General features: G+C 60.3%; 25 protein-coding genes. 9 read left to right on the plus strand and 16 right to left on the minus strand.

The features are described 5' to 3' along the window. Positions 1-41: 41 nt before the first annotated feature. The 3 genes from KQ933_RS10095 to KQ933_RS10105 form a co-directional block, all read right to left on the minus strand. The gene (locus KQ933_RS10095) at positions 42-5321 is read right to left on the minus strand and encodes a DUF4082 domain-containing protein (RefSeq protein ID WP_253958306.1); all 5280 of its coding nucleotides are present in this window, start codon (positions 5319-5321) and stop codon (positions 42-44) included. A 267-nt stretch (positions 5322-5588) separates the two neighbouring features. Next, entirely contained in the window at positions 5589-6119 is a 531-nt protein-coding gene (locus KQ933_RS10100) for a dihydrofolate reductase family protein (protein WP_216758646.1), read from the minus strand. 249 nt (positions 6120-6368) lie between these two features. Continuing rightward, positions 6369-6599 (minus strand): hypothetical protein, encoded by a 231-nt coding sequence (locus KQ933_RS10105; RefSeq protein ID WP_216758647.1) that lies wholly within the window; start codon positions 6597-6599, stop codon positions 6369-6371. A 556-nt stretch (positions 6600-7155) separates the two neighbouring features. Between KQ933_RS10105 and KQ933_RS10110 the strand changes: the two genes are divergently transcribed. Continuing rightward, complete coding sequence (locus KQ933_RS10110) at positions 7156-7620, plus strand: DUF6789 family protein (protein WP_253958307.1); 465 nt, start codon at positions 7156-7158, stop codon at positions 7618-7620. Positions 7621-7770: 150 nt separating this feature from the next. Further along, positions 7771-8244: an NUDIX domain-containing protein gene (locus tag KQ933_RS10115; protein ID WP_216758648.1), complete on the plus strand. Its 474-nt coding sequence runs from the start codon at positions 7771-7773 to the stop codon at positions 8242-8244. A 307-nt stretch (positions 8245-8551) separates the two neighbouring features. Here the strand turns inward: KQ933_RS10115 and KQ933_RS10120 are convergent, their stop codons facing one another. Further along, complete coding sequence (locus KQ933_RS10120) at positions 8552-9073, minus strand: hypothetical protein (RefSeq protein ID WP_216758872.1); 522 nt, start codon at positions 9071-9073, stop codon at positions 8552-8554. Positions 9074-9123: 50 nt separating this feature from the next. Beyond that, entirely contained in the window at positions 9124-10257 is a 1134-nt protein-coding gene (locus KQ933_RS10125) for an NAD(P)/FAD-dependent oxidoreductase (protein ID WP_216758649.1), read from the minus strand. Between the two features lie 111 nt (positions 10258-10368). Here KQ933_RS10125 and KQ933_RS10130 point away from each other — a divergent pair, with 111 nt between their 5' ends. Continuing rightward, positions 10369-11106, plus strand: a complete 738-nt coding sequence (locus KQ933_RS10130) for a TetR/AcrR family transcriptional regulator (protein ID WP_216758650.1) — start codon at positions 10369-10371, stop codon at positions 11104-11106. A 361-nt stretch (positions 11107-11467) separates the two neighbouring features. Here the strand turns inward: KQ933_RS10130 and KQ933_RS10135 are convergent, their stop codons facing one another. Next, a complete protein-coding gene (locus KQ933_RS10135; protein WP_216758651.1) occupies positions 11468-11818 on the minus strand; it encodes a KTSC domain-containing protein in 351 nt (116 codons plus the stop codon). A gap of 42 nt (positions 11819-11860) precedes the next feature. Next, positions 11861-12229, minus strand: a complete 369-nt coding sequence (locus KQ933_RS10140) for a hypothetical protein (RefSeq protein WP_216758652.1) — start codon at positions 12227-12229, stop codon at positions 11861-11863. A 311-nt stretch (positions 12230-12540) separates the two neighbouring features. On the opposite strand from KQ933_RS10140, the gene KQ933_RS10145 reads away from it, so the two are divergent. Continuing rightward, on the plus strand, positions 12541-12936 hold the full coding sequence (locus tag KQ933_RS10145; protein ID WP_216758653.1) for a terminase small subunit: 396 nt from the start codon (positions 12541-12543) through the stop codon (positions 12934-12936). Here the strand turns inward: KQ933_RS10145 and KQ933_RS10150 are convergent. Beyond that, positions 12875-14893: a peptidoglycan-binding protein gene (locus KQ933_RS10150; RefSeq protein WP_216758654.1), complete on the minus strand. Its 2019-nt coding sequence runs from the start codon at positions 14891-14893 to the stop codon at positions 12875-12877. The two genes, KQ933_RS10145 and KQ933_RS10150, sit on opposite strands and share 62 nt — an antisense overlap. A gap of 289 nt (positions 14894-15182) precedes the next feature. Between KQ933_RS10150 and KQ933_RS10155 the strand changes: the two genes are divergently transcribed. The 4 genes from KQ933_RS10155 to KQ933_RS10170 all read left to right on the plus strand — a co-directional run bounded on the left by KQ933_RS10155 (position 15183) and on the right by KQ933_RS10170 (position 18324). Then, positions 15183-15728 carry a terminase small subunit gene (locus tag KQ933_RS10155; protein ID WP_216758655.1) on the plus strand — a complete coding sequence of 182 codons (546 nt, stop codon included), beginning with the start codon at positions 15183-15185 and terminating at the stop codon, positions 15726-15728. A gap of 5 nt (positions 15729-15733) precedes the next feature. Further along, a complete protein-coding gene (locus tag KQ933_RS10160) occupies positions 15734-17230 on the plus strand; it encodes a terminase (RefSeq protein WP_216758656.1) in 1497 nt (498 codons plus the stop codon). Between the two features lie 122 nt (positions 17231-17352). Continuing rightward, positions 17353-17772: a GNAT family N-acetyltransferase gene (locus KQ933_RS10165; RefSeq protein ID WP_216758657.1), complete on the plus strand. Its 420-nt coding sequence runs from the start codon at positions 17353-17355 to the stop codon at positions 17770-17772. Positions 17773-17778: 6 nt separating this feature from the next. Continuing rightward, entirely contained in the window at positions 17779-18324 is a 546-nt protein-coding gene (locus KQ933_RS10170; protein WP_253958308.1) for a pyridoxamine 5'-phosphate oxidase family protein, read from the plus strand. Between the two features lie 80 nt (positions 18325-18404). On the opposite strand, the gene KQ933_RS10175 is transcribed toward KQ933_RS10170, so the two are convergent. Next, positions 18405-18809: an ACT domain-containing protein gene (locus KQ933_RS10175; RefSeq protein ID WP_216758658.1), complete on the minus strand. Its 405-nt coding sequence runs from the start codon at positions 18807-18809 to the stop codon at positions 18405-18407. Between the two features lie 171 nt (positions 18810-18980). On the opposite strand from KQ933_RS10175, the gene KQ933_RS10180 reads away from it, so the two are divergent. Continuing rightward, on the plus strand, positions 18981-19214 hold the full coding sequence (locus tag KQ933_RS10180) for a hypothetical protein (RefSeq protein WP_253958309.1): 234 nt from the start codon (positions 18981-18983) through the stop codon (positions 19212-19214). Positions 19215-19256: 42 nt separating this feature from the next. On the opposite strand, the gene KQ933_RS10185 is transcribed toward KQ933_RS10180, so the two are convergent. The 7 genes from KQ933_RS10185 to KQ933_RS10215 all read right to left on the minus strand — a co-directional run bounded on the left by KQ933_RS10185 (position 19257) and on the right by KQ933_RS10215 (position 23301). Beyond that, positions 19257-20054, minus strand: a complete 798-nt coding sequence (locus KQ933_RS10185; protein WP_216758659.1) for a hypothetical protein — start codon at positions 20052-20054, stop codon at positions 19257-19259. A 706-nt stretch (positions 20055-20760) separates the two neighbouring features. Beyond that, positions 20761-21036, minus strand: a complete 276-nt coding sequence (locus KQ933_RS10190; RefSeq protein ID WP_216758660.1) for a hypothetical protein — start codon at positions 21034-21036, stop codon at positions 20761-20763. 171 nt (positions 21037-21207) lie between these two features. Next, positions 21208-21588: a DUF6481 family protein gene (locus KQ933_RS10195; RefSeq protein ID WP_216758661.1), complete on the minus strand. Its 381-nt coding sequence runs from the start codon at positions 21586-21588 to the stop codon at positions 21208-21210. A gap of 30 nt (positions 21589-21618) precedes the next feature. Continuing rightward, complete coding sequence (locus KQ933_RS10200; RefSeq protein WP_216758662.1) at positions 21619-21843, minus strand: hypothetical protein; 225 nt, start codon at positions 21841-21843, stop codon at positions 21619-21621. Between the two features lie 135 nt (positions 21844-21978). Beyond that, entirely contained in the window at positions 21979-22188 is a 210-nt protein-coding gene (locus tag KQ933_RS10205; protein WP_109459583.1) for a cold-shock protein, read from the minus strand. A 497-nt stretch (positions 22189-22685) separates the two neighbouring features. After that, the gene (locus KQ933_RS10210; protein ID WP_253958310.1) at positions 22686-22931 is read right to left on the minus strand and encodes a hypothetical protein; all 246 of its coding nucleotides are present in this window, start codon (positions 22929-22931) and stop codon (positions 22686-22688) included. 85 nt (positions 22932-23016) lie between these two features. Beyond that, positions 23017-23301 carry a hypothetical protein gene (locus KQ933_RS10215; protein ID WP_216758663.1) on the minus strand — a complete coding sequence of 95 codons (285 nt, stop codon included), beginning with the start codon at positions 23299-23301 and terminating at the stop codon, positions 23017-23019. Between the last annotated feature and the right edge of the window lie 21 nt (positions 23302-23322).

Raw genomic sequence — 23322 nt, forward strand, 5'->3', positions numbered from 1 at the left:
CCCTGTTTTCCAGGTGCTTGGGCCTCACATGTCAGCGGTGTTTACGCCGCAAGCTGCGGTCTGAACGCCACGTCCACATAGTAGTTCGTGCTGTTGTAGCTGGCGCTCGGGAACAGCCCGCCCGCCCCATAGGCATAGACGCCGTTATTGCCTGATGGCGCCTTGAGATCGCCATTCGTCACATCGGCGCTGAAGTAATTGCCGGTCGCCGAATAGTTGCCATTGGTCGAATAGGAGACGACGTAGGTCGTATCCGCCGAGATCGCCACCTGCTGGGTGAGCGCGGCGGTCTGCCAGCCGCTCGCCGTTTCGTTGTTGAAGGTGACGCTGCCGAGAAGCGTGCCCGAGGCGGTCCAGAGATAGCCGTTGTGCGGGCCTGTATTGTCGGCACCCTTGTAGAAGCGGATGGCGGTGATCCAGCCTGCCGTATCGGCCTGGAATTTCATGCCGAGATTGACCTGCTGGTTGTCGTTGGTGTTGACGATGGCAGGCGTCGCATTGGCGGCAAAGAGGGTCTGGTCGGCGCTCTGATTGTTGACGGCAAGCGAGACGCCGGCCGTTGCCGTGCCGCCCTGCCCGTCGGCGATGGAATAGCTGAAGCTCGCCGGCCCGGAATATCCCGATGTCGGGGTAAACGTGATGGTCTGCGCCTGGCTGTCGAAGGAAACCGAGCCGTTGACCGCGCCGCTGACACCGGTGATGGAGATGGCATCGCCATCGGCATCGCTGTCATTGGCAATGAGCGCCGACGCCTGGATCGTGATCGGCACGCCCTTATTCGTCGAGAAGCCGTCGTCATTGGCCGCGACCGGAGCGACATTCTGCTTTGCCTGATAGACCACGTCGACCCAGTAGTTGGTCGCATTGTAGGAAGCCGTCGGGAACAGGCTGCCCGAGCCGTAGGCATAGACACCGTTGCCGCCGCTCGAAGCACTCGACGGCGCCGTCAGCGAGCCGCTCGTATGGTCCGTGGTGAAATAATTCGCCGTGGCCGAATAGAAGCCGTTGGAATGGTAGCTCGCCACATAGGTGACGCCGGCCGAAACGGTGATCGGCTGCGCGAAGGTCACCGTCTGCCAGCCGCTTCCCGTCTCGGCGGTGAAGGTCGCCTGCGCCAGCAGCTGGCCGCTCGCGGTCCAGAGCGAGCCGACATGCGTGCCGGTATCCTGCGCGCTCTTGTAATAGCGCAGGCCGGTGATCTCGCCGCGGGCGGACGCGATGAACTTGACGCCGAGCTCGACGGACGAATTGTCGGCGGCCGCACCCGCCGGCGCGTCGGAGACGGCAAACAGGCCGGAACCATCAGGCTGCGCGCCGACATTGAGGCTGACGGTCGCAGACGCCGTGCCGCCCTGCCCGTCCGAGATCGAATAGGAGAAGCTTGCCGCACCCGTATAACCCGTCGTCGGCGTGAAAGTGACGGTATTGGTCTGGCTGTTGAACGTCACCGTTCCGTTGACCGCGCCATTGGCGCCGGTGATGCTGAGCGGATCGCCATCGGCATCGGTATCGTTTGCCAGCAGGCTGGCTGCGGCAATCGACAGCGCCGTGTTGGCATAGGTCGTATAGCCGTTGTCGTTGGCGGCGACCGGCACCATGTTGCCCGTCGACTGGTTGTAGACGACATCGACCCAGTAATTGGTCGACTGGTAGCTCGATGTCGGGAAGGTCGAGCCCGATCCGACCGCGTAGACACCGTTGCTGCCGGCCAGCGCCGTCAGCGAGCCGTTGGTATGGGCTGTGGTAAAGTAGTTCGCCGTCGCCACATAGCTGCCGGTCGTGTGGTAGGAGGCGACATAGGTCGCACCCGCCGTGATCTGCAGCGGCGTGGAGAAGGTCGCCGTCTGCCAGCCCGAAAGCGACTCGTTGGTGAAGGTGACCGTGGCGATCAGCGTGCCGTCTGCCTTCCAGAGGGAACCGGTATGCACGCTCGTATCGCCGGCGGCCTTGTAGAAGCGGATGCCCGATATCGTGCCGCTTGACGAAGCGACGAACTTCATGCCGAGTTCCATCGCCGTATTGTCGTTGAAGCTGCCGCCGGTCGGCCCCTCGCTGCCCGTAAATACCGTCTCGCCGGCCGGTCCTGCCTGGACCGTGAGGCTGACATTGCCTTGATCCGTACCGCCGCGGCCGTCCGACAGCGTATAGGTGAAGCTTGCCGGCCCGGTGTAATTGTTGGCCGGCGTGAAGATGACGGTTCCGGCCTGCTTGTCGAGGGTGACCGTGCCGTTCAGCGCGTTGCCGACGGCGGTGATGGTGAGCGCATCGCCATTGGCATCGGTATCGTTTGCCACGAGCGCGGCGATCGAAATGACAAGCGTTCCGTTATGGCCGGTGACCAGCCCGCTGTCGTCGGTCGCGACCGGCGTGCTGTTGGGGCCGGCATCGAAGACCACATCCACCCAGTAGTTGGCGCCGCCGGAGCTCTGGCCGGGGAACGTGCTGGTGCCGCTGTAGGCGAACACGCCGCCGCCATCGACCACCTTCAGCAGGCCGCTGGTATAGGGGCTGCTGAAATAATTGTCGGTGACGGAGTAGTAGCCGTTGCCGTGATAGGAGGCCACATAGGTCGTGCCGGCCTGAATCTGGATCGGACTGGAGAACATCACCGTCTGCCAGCCGGAGAGCGATTCCCCCGTCGATACGCCGGTCGCCAGCAGCGTTCCGTCGCTCGCCCAGAGGCTGACGACATGTTCGCCGATATTGTAAAAGCCCTTGTAGAAGCGGATGCCTTGCACCGAGCCCGCCGTCGTCGCCTGGAAGCGCAGGCCGAGCTCGACCGAGTCACGATCGATCGCCACCTCGGTTGCCGGCTTTTCCGCCAGCGTCCACAGGCCCTGCGTGCTGGGCAGCGTAACGGTGACCTGCTTGCCTGCCGAAGGCGTCTCCAGATTGACGCTGTCGTCGGCGGCGCGCGACATGATCGTATAGGTGCCGCTTGCCTGGACGACCCAGTTATAGCTCCAGTTCTCGCGGCCGGTCGCCTTGAACCAGTGCTGGCCGCCATCGGTGGAGACCTCGACGCCGGCGATGATGCCGCCGCCGAAATCCTGCGCCGTGCCCGTGATCGTCACGTGTTGCCCTTCGAGGAAGGAGGCACCCACGATGGGCGTTGATATCGACGAGGTGGGCTTCAAGAGGTCGGTCGATTGGGTGGCGAGGATCAGGCTCGCATCCAGCGTCGTCGGCTGGATGCCCATATCCGCGAACATGTTGACCATCGCCTGCTGCACATTGCGATCGGTCGATGTCGTCGGACCCTGGTGATTGTCGCTCAGGCCCCAGGACCAGAAGACGGTGCCGGCGCCGAAGACCAGTGCGCCGCTTGCCGCCCGGTACATGGTGAGGCTGTGGGTGGCGACGGCATCGCCGATCGTCTGGCCGTAATCGCGCAGATACGTATTGACCGCGACCGACGAGAGCGACAGGTTGATCAGTCCAGCCGGACGGAACCCGTTCTCGACATCGGAATCCCATTCGTAGCCGAGCAGGTTCTGCGTGAGATTGTAGGTATCGCCTTCATTCAGCTCCGAGACCTCGGTGTTGCGCCAGAAGCGCAGGTTCGAATAGTCATAGGGGATGGAGATCGTATCCTGGCGGTAGCTGTCCACCTGGAACATCGTGCCCGTCAGCGAATTCTCCGGCTCCTGCCCCGGATCGGCATAACGCGGATCGCGCCAGGTGCCGGTGCCGACACTGCTCGGATCCGTGCTCGAGCCCCAGGTCTCCTTGTAGCAGACCATGGTGCGATAGGTCTGGCCGCTGCCGTCGATGCTGCTTTCCCAGCGAACCTTCCAGTAGCACTCGTTGCCGCTCCAGAAGGCGAGGTTGACACCGGAATCGCGTGCGGCCTCGACATTGGCGCGCTGCTCGGCAGACCAGTATTCGTCGTGGCCGACCGAGAGATAGGCCTGATGGTTGAGCAGCAGGCTGCCGCTGCGCGTCGCATCGACGCCCGAGATGTAGGATACATCGTAGCCGTTCTGCTCCAGCCATGAGATGGCGGAGGATTCGACGCCGAAGATGAAATCATGCGAACCGCCGGACGGGCTCGTATTGGTGATGATCGGCCTGTTGTAGCTGACGGCCGAGGCGCGGCCGATCGCGGTCAGCCCGCAGCTGCAGTTCGGCGGCAGGTAGCCGATCATGTCGGCCGGATCGACGGGCACTTCGCCGTAATAGAGGCTGGCGCCGCCCCAGGCATTATAGGCCTGCCATGTCGTATCCGACGTCTGGAAGACGATATCGCTGGTCGAGGCATCGTCGCGCACGACGAAGGGGATGATGCCGGCATCCTCGGTGCCATCCTCGCGCACCAGCTTGGCGAAGTAGACGCCGGAGACGGCATCGGCAGGGATCTGCCAGCTGGCGGAAACCGACCAGTTGCCGCAGTCGATGAGGCCGAGCGACATGTCGACGATCGGATGCGGCTGGATCTGCGCCGTGGTCAGCGATTTCTCGATCGAGTCCACCTTGCGCGCGCCCATACCGCCATAATAGCCCATGCGGTAGATATCGATGCGGTAATGGGTGGAATCCGTGGCGATCTTGAAATCGACCGTCTGGCCGATATTGGTGCTGATCTCGGTGGCGAAGCCCTGGATGGTGCCGTTGCCGTCGCCCTCCAGCCCCCATTCGCTGATGGGGTTGCCCTGCTTCATGTTCTCGAGCGCGATCTTGTTGGGACCAGCCGCAGCCGCAGCCGCCGCAGGCGCTGCAAGCGTCGCCGTGGCCACGGGGGTCTCGGCGGAAACGCTCTCGCTCGGCTGCAGCGAGATGGAGGCGATCGAGGTCTGAAAGAGTAACGACTGTGTGCCGGAACCGGCGGCAGGATCGGTCGCAGACGTGGTCGTGCTTGCGGTGCCGGCATCGGTGCTGACGCCTGTCAGCGTGGGCGCCGCAGGCAGCGTCGCCGCCTCCTGGTACGGGTCCGGGCCGAGCACGGTACGCTCGGTGGACGTGGTCGTCGTCTGCTGCGCCGGCAGGATCGACGCCGTCTTGGTGGATGTGTCCGGCGCGCCGCCATCGCCCGCGGGCGCTGACATCGCCGTCGGCGACAGGGAGGCGGTCTGCACGCCGCCGAAGGAGATCGCTGCGGCAGGCTGCATCATATTGCCTGCGAAGGAGGACGGGACGGCGCCACCGCCCGGATCGGTAAGGCTGCCCTGATTGGCAAAGCTTAGGGAACCCTCGGTACTCGTGGAAGACACAACCGTCGCGGTTCCCAGCACTGCGCTCCAGGCCGAGGGTGCACGACTGATACTCAACGCCCCACCAAATGTACTCAGGCACTCAAGACTACTAACGCGAATTTTCCGCATAAGCGGCGTCCCCTTTCCCGTCCACCAGCCTCCTGGACCCACCCCATAACCGGCTCCACGAAGCAGCATTCCAAGGCTTCATTCTGGCAGCTTTCGCGCGGGAACGAACGACAGCAATCCGGGGTATGAGGGTGGTACCCCCTACGCCCATATGATGACCCCCGCATGCCCGACTGGCATGGCGGCAAGTTTGCCTGTGAAGGTTGAAAGGAAATTTGGAGTGTTGCATCGAGGTGAGCAATCCTCACCTCTGGCGCGCGCCTGCCCTCAGGCCGGAACGTAGGTCAGCCTGATCACGTCCTCGTCGATACGATCGCTGGCCACAAGGCGCAGCCGCGGCCGGGGTGCCGTGAAGAATGGCGTGCCGTGGCCGAGCACGACAGGATGGAAATAGAGCTGATATTCATCGATGAGGCCAAGCTCCGTCAGGCTTCCCGCCAGGTCCGATCCGCCAATGCCGATCTCTCCGGTAAGCCGGTCCTTCAGTCCGCGGATGGCAGTTTCGAGGTCCCCCTCGACAAGCGTGGCATTAGGGCCGACCGATTTCAGCGTGTGTGATACAACCCACTTCTGCCGGCTCCGCCACGCCGCCGCAAACTCGCCTCCCGCGGGTTCCCAGTCCGCATGATCTTCGTCCCAATAGCGCATAAGCTCGTACATGCGGCGACCGTAGACGATGGCTGCCGCGCCGCGCACGCTCTCGATGAAGTGACGGAAGAGGACGGGACCGGGCATGAATCTGTCATGGTCGATGTAACCGTCCAGTGACACGTTCAATCCGAACACAAGCTTGGCCATGTCCTCTTCCTCCTCCAGAGTGTCCTTTGAATCCACGCATCGGGCCTTCCGAAAATCGATGCCGATTTTCGAACCGATGCTGCAAGCGCCGCACCATCGAGATCTGATTGCGCTATACAATCAGTTGCAGGATAGCTCGACTGATTTCAAATCGCAATCAGTTTTGGAATGCGCATGAACGCTCGACACCCGGGCTGCTCGCCCGATCCGGCGCTGGAGACGCCGCCGCGCACCTTTCCTGGAATCGCCCTAGATATCGGCCATCCTCAGCTCGATCAGTTCACGCGCCAGCTCGTAGGTTCCGTCCTCGTCGTCGCCGGAGGCTTCATCGATCATCTCGGCGGCGGCGCGGTAGACTTCCCGCTCTTCCTCGGGGGAAAGCAGACCCCTGTTGCCGAGCACGGAGATGAGAGAGTTCAGAATGGCGGCAGCCGATAGTGTAATTGCCTCGGATGTGAGACGCGTGGATTCTGAAGACATCATTATTCCTCGATCGATAAAGCGTGTCGCGCAAAAGTGTGCGCAGTTTGCGATGACGACACGCGTAAAAACAAAGACCTAAAGCACGGCGACCGAATCTTGAATATCGTGACGTGCTCTAGAACAACGCCTAGACAATACATTGGCCATGCAACAAGTTCCAAGTCGAGGCCGACGTATAGTTCAGGTTGATCTTATCGCGACAAGAACGGCTGCACCACCCCTGATGATTGCAGGAAACAACCGGGCTCGCCGTCGGACTTCGTCTCGGGGATGCCGAGATATCGGCGACCCTGCCGCGGGTTTCGATGCCGCCGTGCAATCTGGTTATGCGACGTCCGAACGATACCGGGAGGCATCGGCCGAGCGCCTGATTGCGACATCAAATTGCTGATCTTTGAAGCACAATCGGTGTATAATAGTGTCGGAGCCTGCTAGCGGTACATGCCGGGTTCCCATGAAATCGAGGATGCGGTCATGCCTCTGGCAGGCGCGCGGATCCGGATCGACCCGGTTCGGAATTCGCGTGTCAACCTTATGCTCATGAGGCAACGCCATGAAACTCCTCCACCCAATGCCCACGCTCCTGGATGAACGGGCCGGCCTGATCGCCGGCTTCACAGCCACGGTCGCAATGTCCATACTGATGATAGCCCAGAAAGCGGCGGGCCTGATGCCGCAGCTCGATCCAATCGCAGACATCGCGAATCTGGCCCAACTGCCGGCAGGCACAGCCATGGCCCTGTCGTTCGGCTGGATCGGCCACTTTGCGCTGGGGACAATCATCTGGGGCACCATCTATGCGGCAATGCACGCAGACCTTCCGGGCCTCCCGGTCGTCAGGGGTCTCATTTTCGGAGCTTTAGCCTGGCTCGCGATGATGATCGTCTTCATGCCCATGGCCGGCCATGGCCTGTTTGCACTGTCGCTCGGCCTTCGGGCTGTCGTGGCCACCCTTGTTCTTCACCTCGTCTACGGTGCGGTGCTGGGTGTGGCTTACGCCAGAGCTGCGCATGAATAGCATCCGAGGCCGGAAAGGCTGAAACCGTTGGCCTGCGTCCGTCGGCGGTGAGGGATGCAGTGGCGCAGGCTTCCATGTGCGCAATCTTGACCTGTCTGGGGATTGCCCAATAACTGTGCCGGAGTTCGTCATTCAGCCGGGGGAAGCATCGTGGAATCCAGTCAGGACCGGTTCTTTCAGGCCGTGGCGATGAGGCAGATTCCGAGGGTCAGGGTTGCAGGCATCGTGGTCGAGGATGGAAAGGTGCTGGTTCAGCAGCCCGCCGACGATCCATCGTCCTGCTATGCCTTCATCGGCGGCGAATATGAAATCGGCGATACGTTCGAGAGCCGGCTGCGCAAGGAGTTCGAGGAAGAGACGAATGCCAGGGTAAGGCAGGCGCGATATCTCTTCTGCGTCGAGAACCATTTTCGCTATCGCGGCCAGTTGATCCAGCAGGCCGAGCATTATTTCCTGGTGTCGCTCGATCGGCATGACGTTGTCAGCAACGAGACACACCTGAAGCAATATTGGCTGCCGCTGGAAACGCTCGCGAACGTGGACCTGCGTCCGGTGGTGGTGAGGTATGCTCTGGCGGATGGGCGCTATTTGACCCAGAGGCATTTCGTGCAGATGGCGGACTGAGCTTGCCGTCACCCGCTCAGTCCCGCTACCGTCCCTTGCGCCGCATCCAGCGCCCCTCCAAACGCCTCAAGGCATCGCTTGCTCCGCCCTTGCTTTGGAGATGAGTGCCCTCCTCTCCACCCCTCATCCCTGTGCTTGTCACAGGGATCCAGCCTGCCCAAGTCCTTGGGCAGGAGAGACTTTTTCGCTTGCGGCATGTGAGAGTCATTCACCGCGCGGACGCGCGGTGGCTGGATTCCTGTGACAAGCACAGGAATGAGGGAAGTTGGCGTGCCGGTCCCTATCGAGAGGTCGAGTTGCCCAACCCTCATCCTCCGCCCAGACCATCCCCCTGCCCGCCATCCAGCCCCCGCGCAAACGCCTCGAACCGCGCATCATACGCGCCAAACGCCCCCTCCCCATCGAAGATCCCCCAATAGTCCCGGAACGACGGCTTCTCGATCTGCCGCTTGAGAAACATCTCCCACCCCGGCCAGAAATGCTCCATTATCTCAGGCGTCTTGTGCCGCTCCAGATAGGCGCGCTCGAAGATCGAGATCATCATCTCGTAGAAAATGTCGCGCCGGTTGAGGTCGGCGAGGGAAAGGTCGGCGGCCTCCTCCTGCCACGGGAAGATGCCGAGATGAGGATATTCGACGGAGAGTTCCAGGAGCCGGTGATAGGCATCGCTGATCGTCAGGTACGAGCTGTTGAACTCCTGCTCCTTCTCCTTCACATGGTCGCGCCGCGCCTTGATGAGCTCGGCGACACCGGCGACGATCGCGACGAAAGTGCCGACCGCCGTCAGCAGCGAGATGAGATCGGCATATTCGACCAGCGCGTTGTGCATGAGCACAGGCGACGTCTTCGCCTCGGCAGGTCAATCGCCGCAGCACTGCCTCATCCCTGCCCGAGCTTGCCGGTAAGAAAATCGACCAGCCCATAGGGCGCGCGGTCGCCGACGCAGAGATCCAGGATGAAGCGGGCGCCTTCCGCCTCTGTTGCGCTGCGGGCAAACATCGGCTCCTCATAGGCGGCAAGCGCTGCTTCGATAGTGTCGGGCTGCGCGGCGATTGCCGTTGCGAGCTCCGCGCCGTCAAACATGGCGAGGTTTGCCCCCTCGCCCGATGGCGCCATCAGATGGGCGGCGTCGCCGATGAGCGTCACGCCGGGGACACGCGGCCACCGGATCGCATCCGGCAGGGCATGGATCAGGCGCGGGGCAAGCGGCGTATCGCTCTCGGTGATCAGTGCGGTCAGCGCCGGCGCCCAGCCTTCAAATTCCGCGGCGATCCTGGCCTTGGCCGCGGCGGCATCGGAAAAATCGATGCCGGCGATCCATTCCGGCGAGCGGTTCATCTGGATATAGGCGTGCAGCACGCCGCCCGCCTCGCGATGGGCGACGATGCCCTTGCCCGGCGAAAGCGCAAACATTCCGCCGCTGCCGACCACATCCGCCGCCGCCGGATGGCGGACATCGGCATCATGGAGGTAGGTTTCGATGAAGGCCGTGCCGACATAGGCGGGCTTGGCATCCGAAAGCAGCGGCCGCACCTTCGACCACGCACCATCGGCCCCGACGAGCAGATCGCTGACGACGCTGGTCCCGTCGGCAAAGCTCAATTCGTGCCGGCCGGCGCCGAGCGCCGCAACGCCAACGAGTTTCTTGCCCCACCGGATCGTGTCACCAGGCAGGGACTCGATAAGGATGCGGCGGAGATCGCCGCGCAGCACTTCCGGGCGCGAGAGCGTACCGTCATCGGCCTTCTCCATGAGCACCACGCCATGCCGGTCAAGCGCGCGAGAAGCCTGGGCGCCATGATGGATGATGGCGCGGAACGCCTCGGCGAGGCCGGCAGCCTCCAGCGCCCGCTGGCCGTTATGCGGGTGAATATCGAGCTGCCCCCCCTGTTTGCGGGCCTCGGCCGAAGACTCCGCCTCATAGACAACAGCCCCTATGCCGTTGACGGCGAGGACGCGGGCAAGCGTGAGGCCGCCGAGGCCTGCCCCGACGATCGTGACTGTTGCAGTCATTGTGTTCCTTTCCGACGATGCTTGGCCGAAGATGCCCGGCCGAAGATGAATGGAACAGCGTTCCATAGTTCGTAATTGGAACGTCGTTCCATTCATGTCAAGATGCGGCCCATGGAAATCAAGATTCGGCAAAGCAAGGCTCGTCCCATCAAGACTGAGCGGACCGGAACCCGGCGAAGCGGGCGGCGCACCGACGCTCTCTCCAAGGAAAGGATCGTCGAAGCGGCGATCGATATCCTCGACGCCGAGGGCGAAAATGCCCTGACCTTCCGTGCGCTTGCAGCGCGTCTCTCAACAGGCAGCGGCGCGATCTACTGGCATGTCGCCGACAAGAACGAATTGCTGACCGCCGCCACCGACGCCATCATCGGCGGCGTCCTGACCGGTCTCGCGCCGGATGCCACGCCGGATCAGGCGATCCGCGCCTTCGCGCTCGGCCTGTTCGACGCGATCGACGCCCACCCCTGGGTCGGTACCCACCTTTTCCGCGAGCCATGGCAGGCGGCGATGCTGGAGATCTTCGAAGCGATCGGCGGACGGCTGCAGGCGCTCGGCGTCCCCGAAGAGGCGCTGTTCAATGCCGGCTCGGCGCTCGTCAACTACATCCTCGGCGTTGCCGGACAGAATGCCGCCAATGCCCGCCTGCAGCCGCAAGGCACGGACCGGTCAGCCGTCCTCGGCGCCATTGCCGCAAGCTGGACGGAGCGCGACCCGGCGCGCTATCCCTTCGTCCACCATCTGGCAACGAAGCTCCGCGATCACGACGACCGCGAGCAATTCCTCGCCGGCATCGACCTGATCCTCGCCGGCATCGGCGCGATCAAAGGGGCGAATGAGCCGGGGCGTTGAATGGGCGGCCCCATTGAGGTCTCGGTTGCCGGATTGATGCGTGCTTCATGTCTGCCTTTGCATTCCGCGGCACGCCAATAGCCATCCCCACCCTGCACATTCTTCGCATTGGCCGGTCATTCGCCCTCGCCGCTCGCGACTTCTCCGCTTCCGGGAGGCCAATATTCCTTCCAATCAAATCTAACCCATTGATCCTGAATAAGAAATCGGATTAGTGCAGCAAAAACGCCCCAAAATCGTGCTAAGTCATTGATTCTGAATAAGTGATCCACTTTCCCTGAAAATACGCGTAAAGAAATTCAATTCAGGAGAGAGCGCCGGATGACGAGAAAAATATGAAAGTTTTTTCGCCCCTGATGCGTCACTTATTCATTTTCAAGGACTTAGACAGTTTCTGCAGCCATGCCGGCAGCATCGTGCCTTGATGGCGCGGCGTCTCCGCCCTCAAAACTCCGCCCGCCGCGGGATGGCGGCGCAAACGAAGCCGGAAAAAGGAGAAGCGTGGAGGAGGCTCGTCGTCGGTGCGGGCAAAGGCATGGTGGATGTGCTGCGTGTAATACCAGCCGGGCGATGGCGCGGTGAGCAGGTTTTTGACGACGGCGGGAGGCACGTTGAAATAGCGGCGACGGCCTTTCAGGCGCAGCTTGACGTCGAGGGTCTGCGTCGCCGCATCATAGGTGATCTCTTGGATCAATCGTGATGAGATTTCCATCGTCACTATCCGGAAGCGGGTCCCGGGATCCGAGGTGAGATCTCAGGACTGCGCCTCGCGCTTTCCTGGCGCAGCCGCTGCTCTTGCTCTCATGCTCTGGGCTCCCATGCTTATACCTGGCCTGATATGGATGCTCGCTCTGGTGCTCGTATCGGCGATTGCCCTTGCGCCCGACACTTCGAGGGCGACATTTGCGGGCACGATCTGGGATTCGTAGTAATCCAGCTTATCGGCCGCCACCCGCAGACCGACGATGTAACCCGGCATGACATTGAGATGGGTGCGCCTGGTGCCATCGGTGAATTCGATGACCAGCCGGGAAGGTTTTTCGCTATAGCCGATCCAGTTTATCTCCCTCTCACGGTGGTTCTTCTTGGAAACACCAAGAGATTTTATCAGTTTTTCAAGCATCGTAAAGCTCCCTCTCCTCTCTGCTGCAGTATTATCAAATTGATTTTCTCAGCAACGAAGAGCTTTTCCTTCGGTTAATAGCGGTCATTAATCCCCGTGGCCGCGATCCGGTCCACACCGGGTGCAGGCATCGTCCGTTCAGGACATGCCCACGGGCTCTTTCTTCTCCAGCGCCAGGAACGCAGGGAACGAGGTCTGGCAGAAGCGCAAAACGCCACGTGTCCGAAAAAGTTCCTGCATAGGACTTTGGTCCGATATCGCCTCGACAACCATTGGCCTGCACTCTGTCAGGCAAACCGGGAGCCGATCGCATGAGCGAACTGACGGCGCGCCAGCAGCGCTTCGTGGAAGAATATCTCGTCGATGCAGTTGGCGCGCACGCGGCGATCAGGGCCGGCTATTCCCCGCGCGGCGCCAAGAAGAGGGCCTGGCTGCTCTTGAAGAAACCCGAGATCGCCGCCGCCATCGAAACGGCGACCGCGGAGCGCTCCGAGCGCACGAAGATCGATGCGGACTGGCTCTTGAGGCGGCTTGCGGCCGAAGCGGAAGCCGATCTCGGCGATCTCTATGACGAGAACGGCGATTTCAAGCCGATCAGGGAATGGCCCGCCATCTGGCGGCAGGGGCTGGGGCGATCTACTGGCCCTAGTTCCGGCCAATTGCGCCGATATTGGCGCCCGTGCGCTGATCCTGAACCCGCCGGTTGATGATCCGCGATCCGAATATATGTGAGGCTGCCCCAAGCGCCAGCAAGGCCAAAGATCCCCCTACTCCCGGCAGGAAGATGTTGGCGGCGCCTGCCGCCAGTCCGATCAATGGGTCGACGAGATCGGGACGCGGGCCTACTTGCGAGGTCTGTTGGGAGGAATTCGATTGGTTGTAGAGTTTCTCCAGATCCTCGATCTTGATCCTCGCGGCAGTGACTTGTTCGGGTCTGAGCCCAAAGAAATTCCTGTACTGATCGGAACTAAAGCCGCTGATCAAATGAGCGATCTGCTGATCGACGGAAATTGGAGAATTCGTTGTGGCAGTCTGCGCGGCCGTTGCCGAACCACTGGATCCGCCGGCTCCGCGATAGTCGCCGAGCGTCGCGCTTCCCAGCCCAAGCGCGCCAAACACAGATGTGAGGATCGCGACGATTTTCGTCCGATCGGCGTTAAGGACGATTTGAGATCCCATCCGCCGCAGATCGTCGGCGCTGGCGTTCAGCCGGTCCTCGGATAGGGGGCGATTGGCCGCATTGGCGAGCATGTCCCATGTCGGGCCATCGACGGTGCCGATATGATCCGTCGGCACGTTGTAATCGATCTGAAAGGCCGCGACCGCACCGACGGTCATCGAACCGTAAATGCCGTCGATCTTGCCCACCTGATAATTGCGGCGGCTGAGGGCTTCCTGCAGGGCCTGAACAGCCGGCCCGCGATCCCCTGGCTTCAGCGCCAGTTGCGGCATCGGCGATATGGCGATCGGGGTCGGAAAAGGCTGCGGGGTCGAAACGCCCAGCCTCTCCCACAGCGCTTCGAGGATCTTCGTAATGTCCCGCTCCTCGCGGGGAATCTCTATTTGCTTGTCGTCCTGACCTGCAAGAATCCCGTCATATGCAGCAAGAATGGCGACCTCGGACACCTTCTGAAGGCTGGCCCATTCTGCGCGAAGCCCGGGGACGCTGCGCCCGCGCCGATTGATGAGCATCGTGGCGAGGCGATCCTGCAGATCCGGCGAATAGAGCTCGTTGCCAGTCCGGCCCAGTTGCGTTCTGAGGCCGCGCAGCGTCTTGCGAACGATCTGATAGCGGCCCAATGCCGAAGAATTCCACTTGTTGTCTGGGTTCTTGAGCATCAGCGTCTGAAGCGCATCGATCTGATTGAGGGTCATGTTCGTGAGCTTCTTTTCGCCGCCGATCAGCGCCCCGAAAGCGAGCGATGTATTATATCCGCCACCCGGCTGCTGAGCCGTACCCTCATGGTTGGCGATAAAATCCAGCAATACCCGAAAGCGTTCAATATGTATTACATCGACCATTGTTTCGGTCTCCCCAAACATCTCTTCTTCAAGCACCGGATCGATCGGGACATCCGCATCGAAATTCTCATCGTCTTCATCCGGCTTTGGAGAGACCTCCTCCGGCCTTTTGACCGTTCTGTTATCAAGCCCCCTGGCGAGTTCTTCGGGCGACACATTGATAAAGAAAAAGCCGGCGCTCTTTTTGGTGGGCCTGTCGCCTCCCCAGCCGAAGACCCGCTTCTTGTCGAGCGTTCGCACTGCCCTGATGGCATCGATCATATCGGCCGACATGTCGGTGTCTGCGGCATTCTCCAAGACATCGTGAGCTCTCTCCACTTGTGTCAGCTTGGTCGAGAACCACACTTTCCGTTTGTCGGTCGTTTGCCTCTGTGGATTTGAAGCAGTGTTGACATTCACGGCAATTCCAAATGATCGAAGATCATTCACAGTCGAATTCGCGACTTTGGGAGTGTATCCCGACGTCTCGCTTGGGCTTATCCTGTAGTTAAAGGAGTGCATGATAGCTTCGAGAGCGTCCCATGCTGATACAGTCGGCCTCGCGACTCGTATCAAAGCATCACCGAAATATATCTCGGTCATGAGCTCAATGTTATCTTCATAATCACGCCAGAACCGGCGTTGCTTGCTCTCTATCAACATCGCATCGCCTTTGTACTCATCAGAATGTGATGATGTTGCTATTTACGAAAGATCAAACTGAAACGTCATGATCGAGCGGTCTTAATCTATAAAGATATAATTTAGCACATACTTATACGATAGTCAATTCCAGCGTGCGGGAACTCAGAAAATTCAATTTCTACAGCGTAGCGCTAAGATTGCCGGAGACGTTCACACAAATTCTGCCCTGCTCCTGCTCCGGCCTTTTGCCCGTTCACCGCCGCAACCTTCTGCCGGTTATGGCTGCTCGCAAACCGGGGTGTATGACATGACGGAACTGACGGCGCGCCAGCAGCGCTTCGTGGAAGAATATCTCGTCGATGCAGTTGGCGCGCACGCGGCGATCAGGGCCGGCTATTCGCCGCGCGGCGCCAAGAAGAGGGCCTGGCTGCTCTTGAAGAAACCTGAGATCGCCGCCGCCATCGAAACGGCGACGGCGGAGCGCTCGGAGCGCACGAAAATCGATGCGGACTGGCTGCTGACGCGGCTTGCGGCCGAAGCGGAAGCCGATCTCGGCGATCTCTATGACGAGAACGGCGATTTCAAGCCGATCAGGGAATGGCCCGCCATCTGGCGGCAGGGGCTGGTGACGGACGTCGAAATCTCCGCGCTCTATGAGGGCACCGGCAAGGAGCGCAGACAAGTCGGCCATGTGAAGAAGGTAAAATTCGCCGAGCGGCTGCGCCGGCTGGAGTTGATCGGCAAGCATATCCGCATCAACGCCTTCAAGGAGATCGTCGAGCACAAGGGCCTTACCGCGCTCGCCGAGCGGCTGGAGCGGGCACAAAAGCGCAATGATGGCGGGGCGGAGTAGCGACGATGCTTCAAAAACCCCTGCCCGCCGTCTCGGGCGAAAGCCGCGATCCCAATGACGAGATCATCGCGCTCGCCGCCTCCTGCCGCTTCAGCCCGAAGCGCTGGAGCCGGCTCGCCTGGGATTGGGGTGTCGGCGAACTCTCGGGTTACGATGGCCCCCGTCCCTGGCAGGACGAGATCAACGATCTGATAGGCGCCCATCTTGCCGACCCAGCTACCCGCTTCCAGCCGCTGCAGATATCGGTCGCCTCCGGCCACGGCATCGGCAAATCGGCCGAAATGGGCATGCTCTCCAACTGGGCGATGTCCTGTTTTGCAGACTGCAAGGTGGTCACGACAGCCAATACCGAGGGCCAGCTGCGCACCAAGACGGCGCCCGAGATCGGCAAGTGGTTCCGGCTCTCCATCACCGCCCACTGGTTCGATGTGCAGGCCATGTCCATCAAGTCGCGCGATCCCGAGCGCAGCGAAAGCTGGCGGCAGGATTTCATCTCCTGGAGCGAGCACAATACGGAAGCCTTCGCCGGCCTGCACAACAAGGGCCGCATCATCCTGCTGCTCTTCGACGAGGCCTCGAAGATCCACGACAAGGTCTGGGAAGTGGCCGAGGGCGCGCTGACGGATGAGGACACCGTCATCATCTGGATCGTCTTCGGCAACCCGACGAGGAACAGCGGCCGCTTTCGCGAATGCTTCCGCCGCTTCCGTCACCGCTGGATCGGGCGGCAGATCGACAGCCGCTCGGTGCCCGGCACCAACAAGCAGTTCCTTCAACGGCTCGTGGACGATCACGGCGAGGACAGCGATATCGTCAAGGTGCGCGTGCGCGGCCAGTTTCCGAGCCAGTCCGCCATGCAGTTCATCTCCGCGGATGATGCCGACCGGGCACGATCAGTCCACCTGCGCCCCGAGCAATATGGCTTCGCGCCCGTCATCATCGGCGTCGACCCGGCCTGGACGGGCGACGACCCGACAGTGATCATGCTGCGCCAGGGGCTTTACGCGAAGCGGCTGGCGACCATCGCCCGCAACGACAACGACATCGAGGTCGCCAATCTCATTGCCCGGCTGGAGGATGAATATCAGGCCGATGCCGTCTTCGTCGATGCCGGCTACGGCACCGGCATCGTCAGCGCCGGCACGGTCATGGGCCGCTCCTGGCAGCTCGTCTGGTTCGGCTCGACCAGGGTGTTGGACCCCGGCTATTACAATATGCGCGCCTATATCTGGGGGCAGATGAAACGCTGGCTGAAGGCCGGCGGCGCGATCGACCCGGCCAATGAGGCTCTCTATCAGGATCTCGTCGGGCCGGAGACCGTGGCGCGGCTGGATGGCAGAATCCAGCTCGAAAGCAAGGACGACATGAAGGAACGTGGGTTGCCTTCGCCCAACGAGGGCGATGCGCTGGCGCTGACATTCGCGCAGCCGGTGGCGAAGAAGCCGCGTCACCGGGCGGGCACAGGGGCGAAGGCGGCGGTGGATTATGATGTTTATGGGTAGGTGGGAATGGCACGATACGGCGGCAGGCGTGGTTGGGTGACATGACCGGTTTTGTGCCACCGGTGGTCATTGCGCGCTGATAGACCGCCCCTATAATCATTCTACTGCGAGAGGCTGCCGATTTGAAGCTGGTACGAGTATCGAACCAATCTGAATGGGAGGCGTATCATCAGATTCGACGGCATGTGCTGTTCGATCTGCGCGGATTGTCTGGATACGACGATCACCATCCTGACGACAGAGAGCCGGAGCATCTTCCGCTGATTTTTGTCGACGGCAATGAGTACGTCGGTGCCGTCCGTCTTGATCTCGATGGGAACGGGAATGGGGTGGTTCGCACGGTTGCAATCGTTGCGGAGCGCCAGCGGCAAGGTATCGGCCGAGCCATGATGACCGCCGTTGAGAGACTAGCCATGGCTCACGAGGCAGTCAGGCTGGAAACCCACGCAGCGCCCGATGCAGTGGGTTTCTATTATAAAATTGGCTGGGAAATTATCGATGCACACCGGCCTAATCCCCTTATGGCAAAGCTTTTGAAATGACCGCCTATGGGCCGAGTAGCAATGCATCAATGGTTAGGCGGTGCTCGCGGCCAAACTCCGCTGAGGCCGGCGGGCTGTCGAATGGGACTGCACAAAGATCGGGAATACTCACTGAGGGATGAGGCAATGGACGATTTTCATACGAGACGCATGATCCTTGAATTCCTGAGAAAGCACAGCTTGGCGGTCATTGCTACCAGCCATCGCAATGGAACGCCGGAGGCGGCTGTGATCGACTTCTCGGTGCGCGACGATCTTGAGGCCGTGTTCAGCGCTTTCAAGGAAACGCGAAAGTTCGACAATATCGCGGAGCGTCCCGGCGTCGCGTTCGTCGTCGGATGGAACGACAACGTCACGGTTCAATACGAGGGTGAGGCAACAAGGGTTCCTGCCGCGGAAATCGAAGAATACCAGGAGGCCTATCTCGACAGCGTTCCGACCGCGAGGGAGTTCATCGAGAGAGGGGCAGTGATGTTCAAGGCGACGCCGCGGTGGATTCGATATTCCGATTTCAACAAGGAGCCTCCCGAGCAAATCGTGATTCAATTCTGACAGACGCAACGGCTTCCGCCGCCGTCCGCGGGCGTCGGCTAAATCGTGACACCCGCCTTGAGGGCGCGCTCCGCGCGATTTCACATACCCGCCGACAGCGCTTTCAGCGCCTTGATCGCGCGCGGGGCATTTGCCGCCGGCATGAAGATGTGATCGTGGTAATACCCCGCAACAACATTGGCGCTGATCCCTTCTCGCGTCAGTGCCGTTGCAAAGGCGGCGGTCAGGCCGACCGCCTCCAGCGCAGAATGAACATTGAGGGTGATCCAGCGCATCGGCGTGCCGATGACAAATCCCCGTTCCAGCGCAACCTCGACCGGCAGGATCACCGTCACGCCCTCCGCCTCGCGAAACAGCCCCAGCGGCTGCAACGGCTGACAAGCGGCAAGCGCCTCTTCCGAAATCGTACAGAAGACGAATTCCCCCTCCTGCAGTACGGGGTCCATCGTTGCCAGCAATGTCGCAAGGTCGGTCACGGCCGCCATATTCTTCCCCTTCGAAAACTGACGCAGGTCGTGCGGGAAGGCATTCCCATGCCGTCTACACCCATCCGACCTTATCATGCTTTCCGGAACCCTAGGCACCGACAGTGTGCTGAGGCCGCTTACCGGGCGAGATCAGATAGTAATTGAACACGCTGAGTATGCTGGTAGTCGATGGGTCACGCCAATGAGCCTCTCTACCAGGATCTGGTCGGCCCGGAGACCGTGGCGCGGCTGGACGGCAAGATCCAGCTCGAAAGCAAGGAAGACATGAAGGAGCGTGGCCTGCCCTCGCCCAACGAGGGCGATGCGCTGGCTCTGACCTTCACGCAGCCGGTGGCGAAGAAGCAACGTCACCGGGTGGGGATCGGGGTGAAGGCGGCGGTGGATTATGATGTCTATGGGTAGCGTGGAGATGGCGGATCGATTGCTGGGCCTGTCAGGAACCGGTCATGCTTGCGCTTTGATATGAAGCAGCCATGTCTCCATCTCGGCGACGAACTTCCTGTCGTGCGGCCTGCCAAGGTATTTTTCGGCCCATTCGCCCGTGACCACATATCGGCGCAACCAGGCCTCAAGTGCTTGCGCGTCCTCGCCCGTCTTGTCGAAAAAGCCAGAGAAATAGTTGCCGGCCTGCGCGGCTAGCTGGGCCATCTCCTCGAGCACTGCCTTCATCAATGGTGCATCGAAGAACGGCCCCATGACGACTTGGCCGCCACCCGTCGGCCGCATCAGCGTAAAGCCCTGCCACGTCGCATGCGAGGCATACTCGCAGAATAACTTGTACGCAGCGCCGCGCTTGCCTTCCTTGAAGTTATCGAAATTGTCGAGGAACCTACGAATCTCGATCGGTGCAAAAATCTGCCGGCGCTTCTTGTCGTCCGATTCCCGCCATTCAGTTATCTTGGCAGGATCGCGGTCGAACCAGCCCCATAAAAAGACAATCTCCATAACGTCGCGCAGGGTGGCCGCTGCAAGCTGATAGTAGCCTCGAGTGAGCTGACCATAAGCCGACCCTAGGTCGTTGAATATCCGGGCGCCGAGCAGTTGGATGGTTTCTTGATCGAGGTCGTCGGCATCGAGCTTCGCAAAGAAATCGATATGATCCATTACCGCTTCAATGAGTTCGACATGATTCAGAAGCGCTTCATCGGCCTCAATCGCGGCAATTGACCGCTTGCGGATCAACTCCTCGCCCTCATTGAGCCGTACCATGTTCTCAGGAGTTTTGCGGCGTTGGGCGGTCATGGGCGGCACCTTTCCAGTTCAGCCGAAAGCGGCTAGCCTCTTCAACATCGTGGGGGCGACGAATTTGCGCAATGTAATCATGATCGGGTTGATCGGAATATTGGTTTTTGTGCTGTGGCGCCTAGGGATGTTGAACGCGAGCGATATGCGCTGATAGTCGGCATGTGTCGCGACAAGAGCACCGCAGGCATAGACCTTAGCTGCCTCGAAACCGTCGAACCACGTCAGAACCGCCTCTGGGACATTTTCTACGGGCTGGCAAAATAAGAGCTGCTATCAATTTCGTGGTGGTAATAGCCGCGAGCCTGCGAGCACATGGAATATCAACAATTCGCCTATGCACCCCGCCCAGCCGTAGCTCGGTTATTGCAGCCCAAGGGAAGACATGAAGGAGCGCGGTCTGCCCTCACCAACGAGGGCGATGCGCTGGCGCTGACCTTCGCGCAGCCGGTGATGAAGAAGGTTCGTCACCGGGCGGGGACCGGGGTGAAGGCAGCGGTGGATTATGATGTGTATGGGTAGCGTAGAGATGGCAATGCGGTGGCAGGTGCAGCTGGGTGGCATGACCGGTTTGCACTAGAAGCGGTCGTTACTGCATAATTCCTTAAATCGGAATCGATTTAAGGATAAAATTATACGGCTGTTTGTTGCCAGCGTCACAATGCGAAAGGTGGGCATGTTGCTCGATCTGGAGCCTCAGCCTCCATCAGGTGCGATCGTATGTGAACGATGTCAGCAGCGTGGTGACAAAGTTACTCGCCTTTTCCTTGACAAGTAATTCCGTCCATTCGTTCGTGCCGCGCAGCCGCAGGTCGGAATAAATGCTGTCGACCGCAGCCTCTTCAATGCGCTTGATGTTCGCCAAAAAGGCAGCCTCTCCGTCCGCATGATAGATGTCGCGGATCACCATCCGCAGGATTTCCTGAATAGCGATCTGCCAGGCCGTGTTGATTGCCTGGAGTTCGCCGGGGGTTTCTGGCATGGAGGCTCCTTTCGGTTTGATGGGGCTTTGGCAGCAGTTTACGCCGTGCCGGCGGTCGCAGATTGCAAGAGACCGGAGAAACCGCTTGCCGCGCCGGGCGAAGGCCCGGCGGGCCGGATGCGGCAAACAACGTGGGCTTACAGGTCCGATCGGATGTCCGAAACCTGGACGCTAGGACCGCCTCGCCTTACGGTTGGCATAGCGCCGGTCGCGCTCAGCCTTGCGGATAGCCTCGTCTTCAAGCACCCGGGCGATGCGATCTCTTTCCGCCACCTCGCGCGCTTCGGTTTCCGCGCGCGCCGCAGCATCGGCAGCCGCCTGCTGCTCCGCGGCCTCGGCCACCCGGCGTTCGGCCTCGTCGCGCTTTGACCGTTCGCGTTCAAGGCGCCGCTCTTCCCTGGCAGCGGCGATGGCCATGCGTTCCGCTTGCCTCGCCAATCTGGCGGGTTCGGCGACACTTCTTGCCGCATGATAGGCCTTCAGGAGAGCGGATTTTGCTTCCGCAGCCGCAGTACGGCGATCGGAAAGGTCGTTGTTTCTGGTGTTCTTCAAATCGTTGTCCTGCAAATCGTGTTGAACGAGTCAGGCCTTCCTGGCTCGTTTAGCGATGAGAGAGGCGGTCGCCGCCTCCCGGTCCTTCAGTTCTTTTGCAAGGCGGGCTTCACGAAGCCGCCGGGTCTTTTCGTCCCGGGCCAGAACGAGGGAATCGAGTTCCTCGACGGCGTTGTTGCGAGCGAAGAATTGTGATTGGGCATTGCCGAAGGCAATCTCCGCCTTCTGACGGGATTTGCTGTGTGTCTGTGACATGGTCTTTTCCGGATTGGAGGCCGCAAGGTACCGCGGGAACAAAAAAGGCCAGGCAACCTGCCTGACCTTGCTGGTATCATGCTCTCGACAGTGCCAGTACATCCGTGGTCAACGGAGAGCGGATACCGTGATGATTCAGGCGGCCTGCAGGTTGCAGGCCGACATCTTGCCCGACTTGTTGTCGCGCTCCAGCTCATAGCCGATCTTCTGGCCTTCCACGAGCTCGCGCATACCGGCGCGCTCTACGGCAGAGATGTGAACGAACGCATCGGCGCCGCCATTGTCAGGCTGAATGAAGCCGAAGCCCTTGGTCGAATTGAACCATTTAACTGTGCCAGTGGTCATGATGAACCCTTTCATAGCAAGAAGAGAACCACAACGCTCAAGGCGCTGCGGACGGTGATAGCGATTTTTGAAAGAAAAGGTTCGTTCAGGGAGCGGTGTCAGACGCGCGATAACCAAAGCTCAGCAAGCAAATATCGACTATTGGTATATGGACCCTCCCTGTCGGGTTGTCAACTTTTAGTTTTTTCTCTTCGACCTCATCGGCGTTTGGTTGTGATTCCGCAAATCCTTTTCACAACCGGGACTACAGAGCCGAGCTACAGCATCGGCCCGAAAACCGGGATCGATTTTCGGGAAGCCTGATGCGTAGATTCAAAGAGTTAGAGAGCGTCCTTCGTGCGTCCGAATGGACGCACGGCGCTCCAGAAGAGTGACCCGACACATGCCAGTCTGCTTCTCCACCCCTTACCCGACATTTTCAGACCAGCCTTCTCATGACCGGTTCGCGCCGATGGTAGTCATTGCTCAGAAGCATCAAAAGCTGACAGGGCCTCCAATTACGAACCTGGCGGTTTCACAAGGCTTGCAGCAAAGCCTCTTGCCCGTTCAGTGAAGTCAAGTTCCAGCTCGGATTGTGGATTGAGGCCTGCTACATAGTTCTCGATACCCGTCAGGGCGCGTCGTCGAATGCCCGGATCAGTTTGACTTGCATGGTCTACCAAAGCCTGGATCACGGTGTTGAGCGCGAGCCGGTACGCGCCTTCGGCCGTGCCAAATTTGTCCGACTGTTCATTCATCGGCATGTGATGGAACCTCGTCTGTTAAATCGCTGCTGGGTGGTGAGAGCGTTTCCAGCGGAACTGGGCTCGGGGTGCGTCCGGAATAGGTCTAGTATTCTCCACGTTTCCGTCTGATCTCGCGGAGCATCCTGAGGTTTTCCCTGGCCTGCTGCGAACTGATCAGGGCTCTTTCCTGGTTCATCAGCTGTTCGCGATCGCGATGGAACTGTTGCTGGTTCATACACGCGGAATAGTGTCGCGAACCGTAGCAGGCTCGGCTGTCTTCGTAGTGTTGATCTTGAGCGGATACGCAACCAGCAAGTGCAAGAGCGATGAGGCTACCTCCGCACATCGTCGCTACAGCTTTGAGCATAGGCTTATGAGATTTCGTCATTTTTCATTCTCCTTTTGATCA

Source organism: Rhizobium sp. WYJ-E13, assembly GCF_018987265.1.
Lineage (GTDB): Bacteria > Pseudomonadota > Alphaproteobacteria > Rhizobiales > Rhizobiaceae > Rhizobium.

Excerpts from the sequence above, each read along its gene's own strand:
- KQ933_RS10175 (WP_216758658.1), bottom strand. The coding sequence starts at position 18,809 with ATGGCGGCCGTGACCGACCTTGCGACATTGCTGGCAACGATGGACCCC.
- KQ933_RS10185 (WP_216758659.1), bottom strand. The coding sequence starts at position 20,054 with ATGACCGCCCAACGCCGCAAAACTCCTGAGAACATGGTACGGCTCAAT.
- KQ933_RS10205 (WP_109459583.1), bottom strand. The coding sequence starts at position 22,188 with ATGACCACTGGCACAGTTAAATGGTTCAATTCGACCAAGGGCTTCGGC.
- KQ933_RS10145 (WP_216758653.1), top strand. The coding sequence starts at position 12,541 with ATGAGCGAACTGACGGCGCGCCAGCAGCGCTTCGTGGAAGAATATCTC.
- KQ933_RS10120 (WP_216758872.1), bottom strand. The coding sequence starts at position 9,073 with ATGCACAACGCGCTGGTCGAATATGCCGATCTCATCTCGCTGCTGACG.
- KQ933_RS10095 (WP_253958306.1), bottom strand. The coding sequence starts at position 5,321 with ATGCGGAAAATTCGCGTTAGTAGTCTTGAGTGCCTGAGTACATTTGGT.
- KQ933_RS10140 (WP_216758652.1), bottom strand. The coding sequence starts at position 12,229 with ATGCTTGAAAAACTGATAAAATCTCTTGGTGTTTCCAAGAAGAACCAC.
- KQ933_RS10130 (WP_216758650.1), top strand. The coding sequence starts at position 10,369 with ATGGAAATCAAGATTCGGCAAAGCAAGGCTCGTCCCATCAAGACTGAG.
- KQ933_RS10190 (WP_216758660.1), bottom strand. The coding sequence starts at position 21,036 with ATGCCAGAAACCCCCGGCGAACTCCAGGCAATCAACACGGCCTGGCAG.
- KQ933_RS10155 (WP_216758655.1), top strand. The coding sequence starts at position 15,183 with ATGACGGAACTGACGGCGCGCCAGCAGCGCTTCGTGGAAGAATATCTC.
- KQ933_RS10135 (WP_216758651.1), bottom strand. The coding sequence starts at position 11,818 with ATGGAAATCTCATCACGATTGATCCAAGAGATCACCTATGATGCGGCG.
- KQ933_RS10160 (WP_216758656.1), top strand. The coding sequence starts at position 15,734 with ATGCTTCAAAAACCCCTGCCCGCCGTCTCGGGCGAAAGCCGCGATCCC.
- KQ933_RS10150 (WP_216758654.1), bottom strand. The coding sequence starts at position 14,893 with ATGTTGATAGAGAGCAAGCAACGCCGGTTCTGGCGTGATTATGAAGAT.
- KQ933_RS10170 (WP_253958308.1), top strand. The coding sequence starts at position 17,779 with ATGGGCCGAGTAGCAATGCATCAATGGTTAGGCGGTGCTCGCGGCCAA.
- KQ933_RS10100 (WP_216758646.1), bottom strand. The coding sequence starts at position 6,119 with ATGGCCAAGCTTGTGTTCGGATTGAACGTGTCACTGGACGGTTACATC.
- KQ933_RS10215 (WP_216758663.1), bottom strand. The coding sequence starts at position 23,301 with ATGACGAAATCTCATAAGCCTATGCTCAAAGCTGTAGCGACGATGTGC.
- KQ933_RS10210 (WP_253958310.1), bottom strand. The coding sequence starts at position 22,931 with ATGCCGATGAATGAACAGTCGGACAAATTTGGCACGGCCGAAGGCGCG.
- KQ933_RS10180 (WP_253958309.1), top strand. The coding sequence starts at position 18,981 with ATGGGTCACGCCAATGAGCCTCTCTACCAGGATCTGGTCGGCCCGGAG.
- KQ933_RS10200 (WP_216758662.1), bottom strand. The coding sequence starts at position 21,843 with ATGTCACAGACACACAGCAAATCCCGTCAGAAGGCGGAGATTGCCTTC.
- KQ933_RS10110 (WP_253958307.1), top strand. The coding sequence starts at position 7,156 with ATGAAACTCCTCCACCCAATGCCCACGCTCCTGGATGAACGGGCCGGC.
- KQ933_RS10105 (WP_216758647.1), bottom strand. The coding sequence starts at position 6,599 with ATGTCTTCAGAATCCACGCGTCTCACATCCGAGGCAATTACACTATCG.
- KQ933_RS10125 (WP_216758649.1), bottom strand. The coding sequence starts at position 10,257 with ATGACTGCAACAGTCACGATCGTCGGGGCAGGCCTCGGCGGCCTCACG.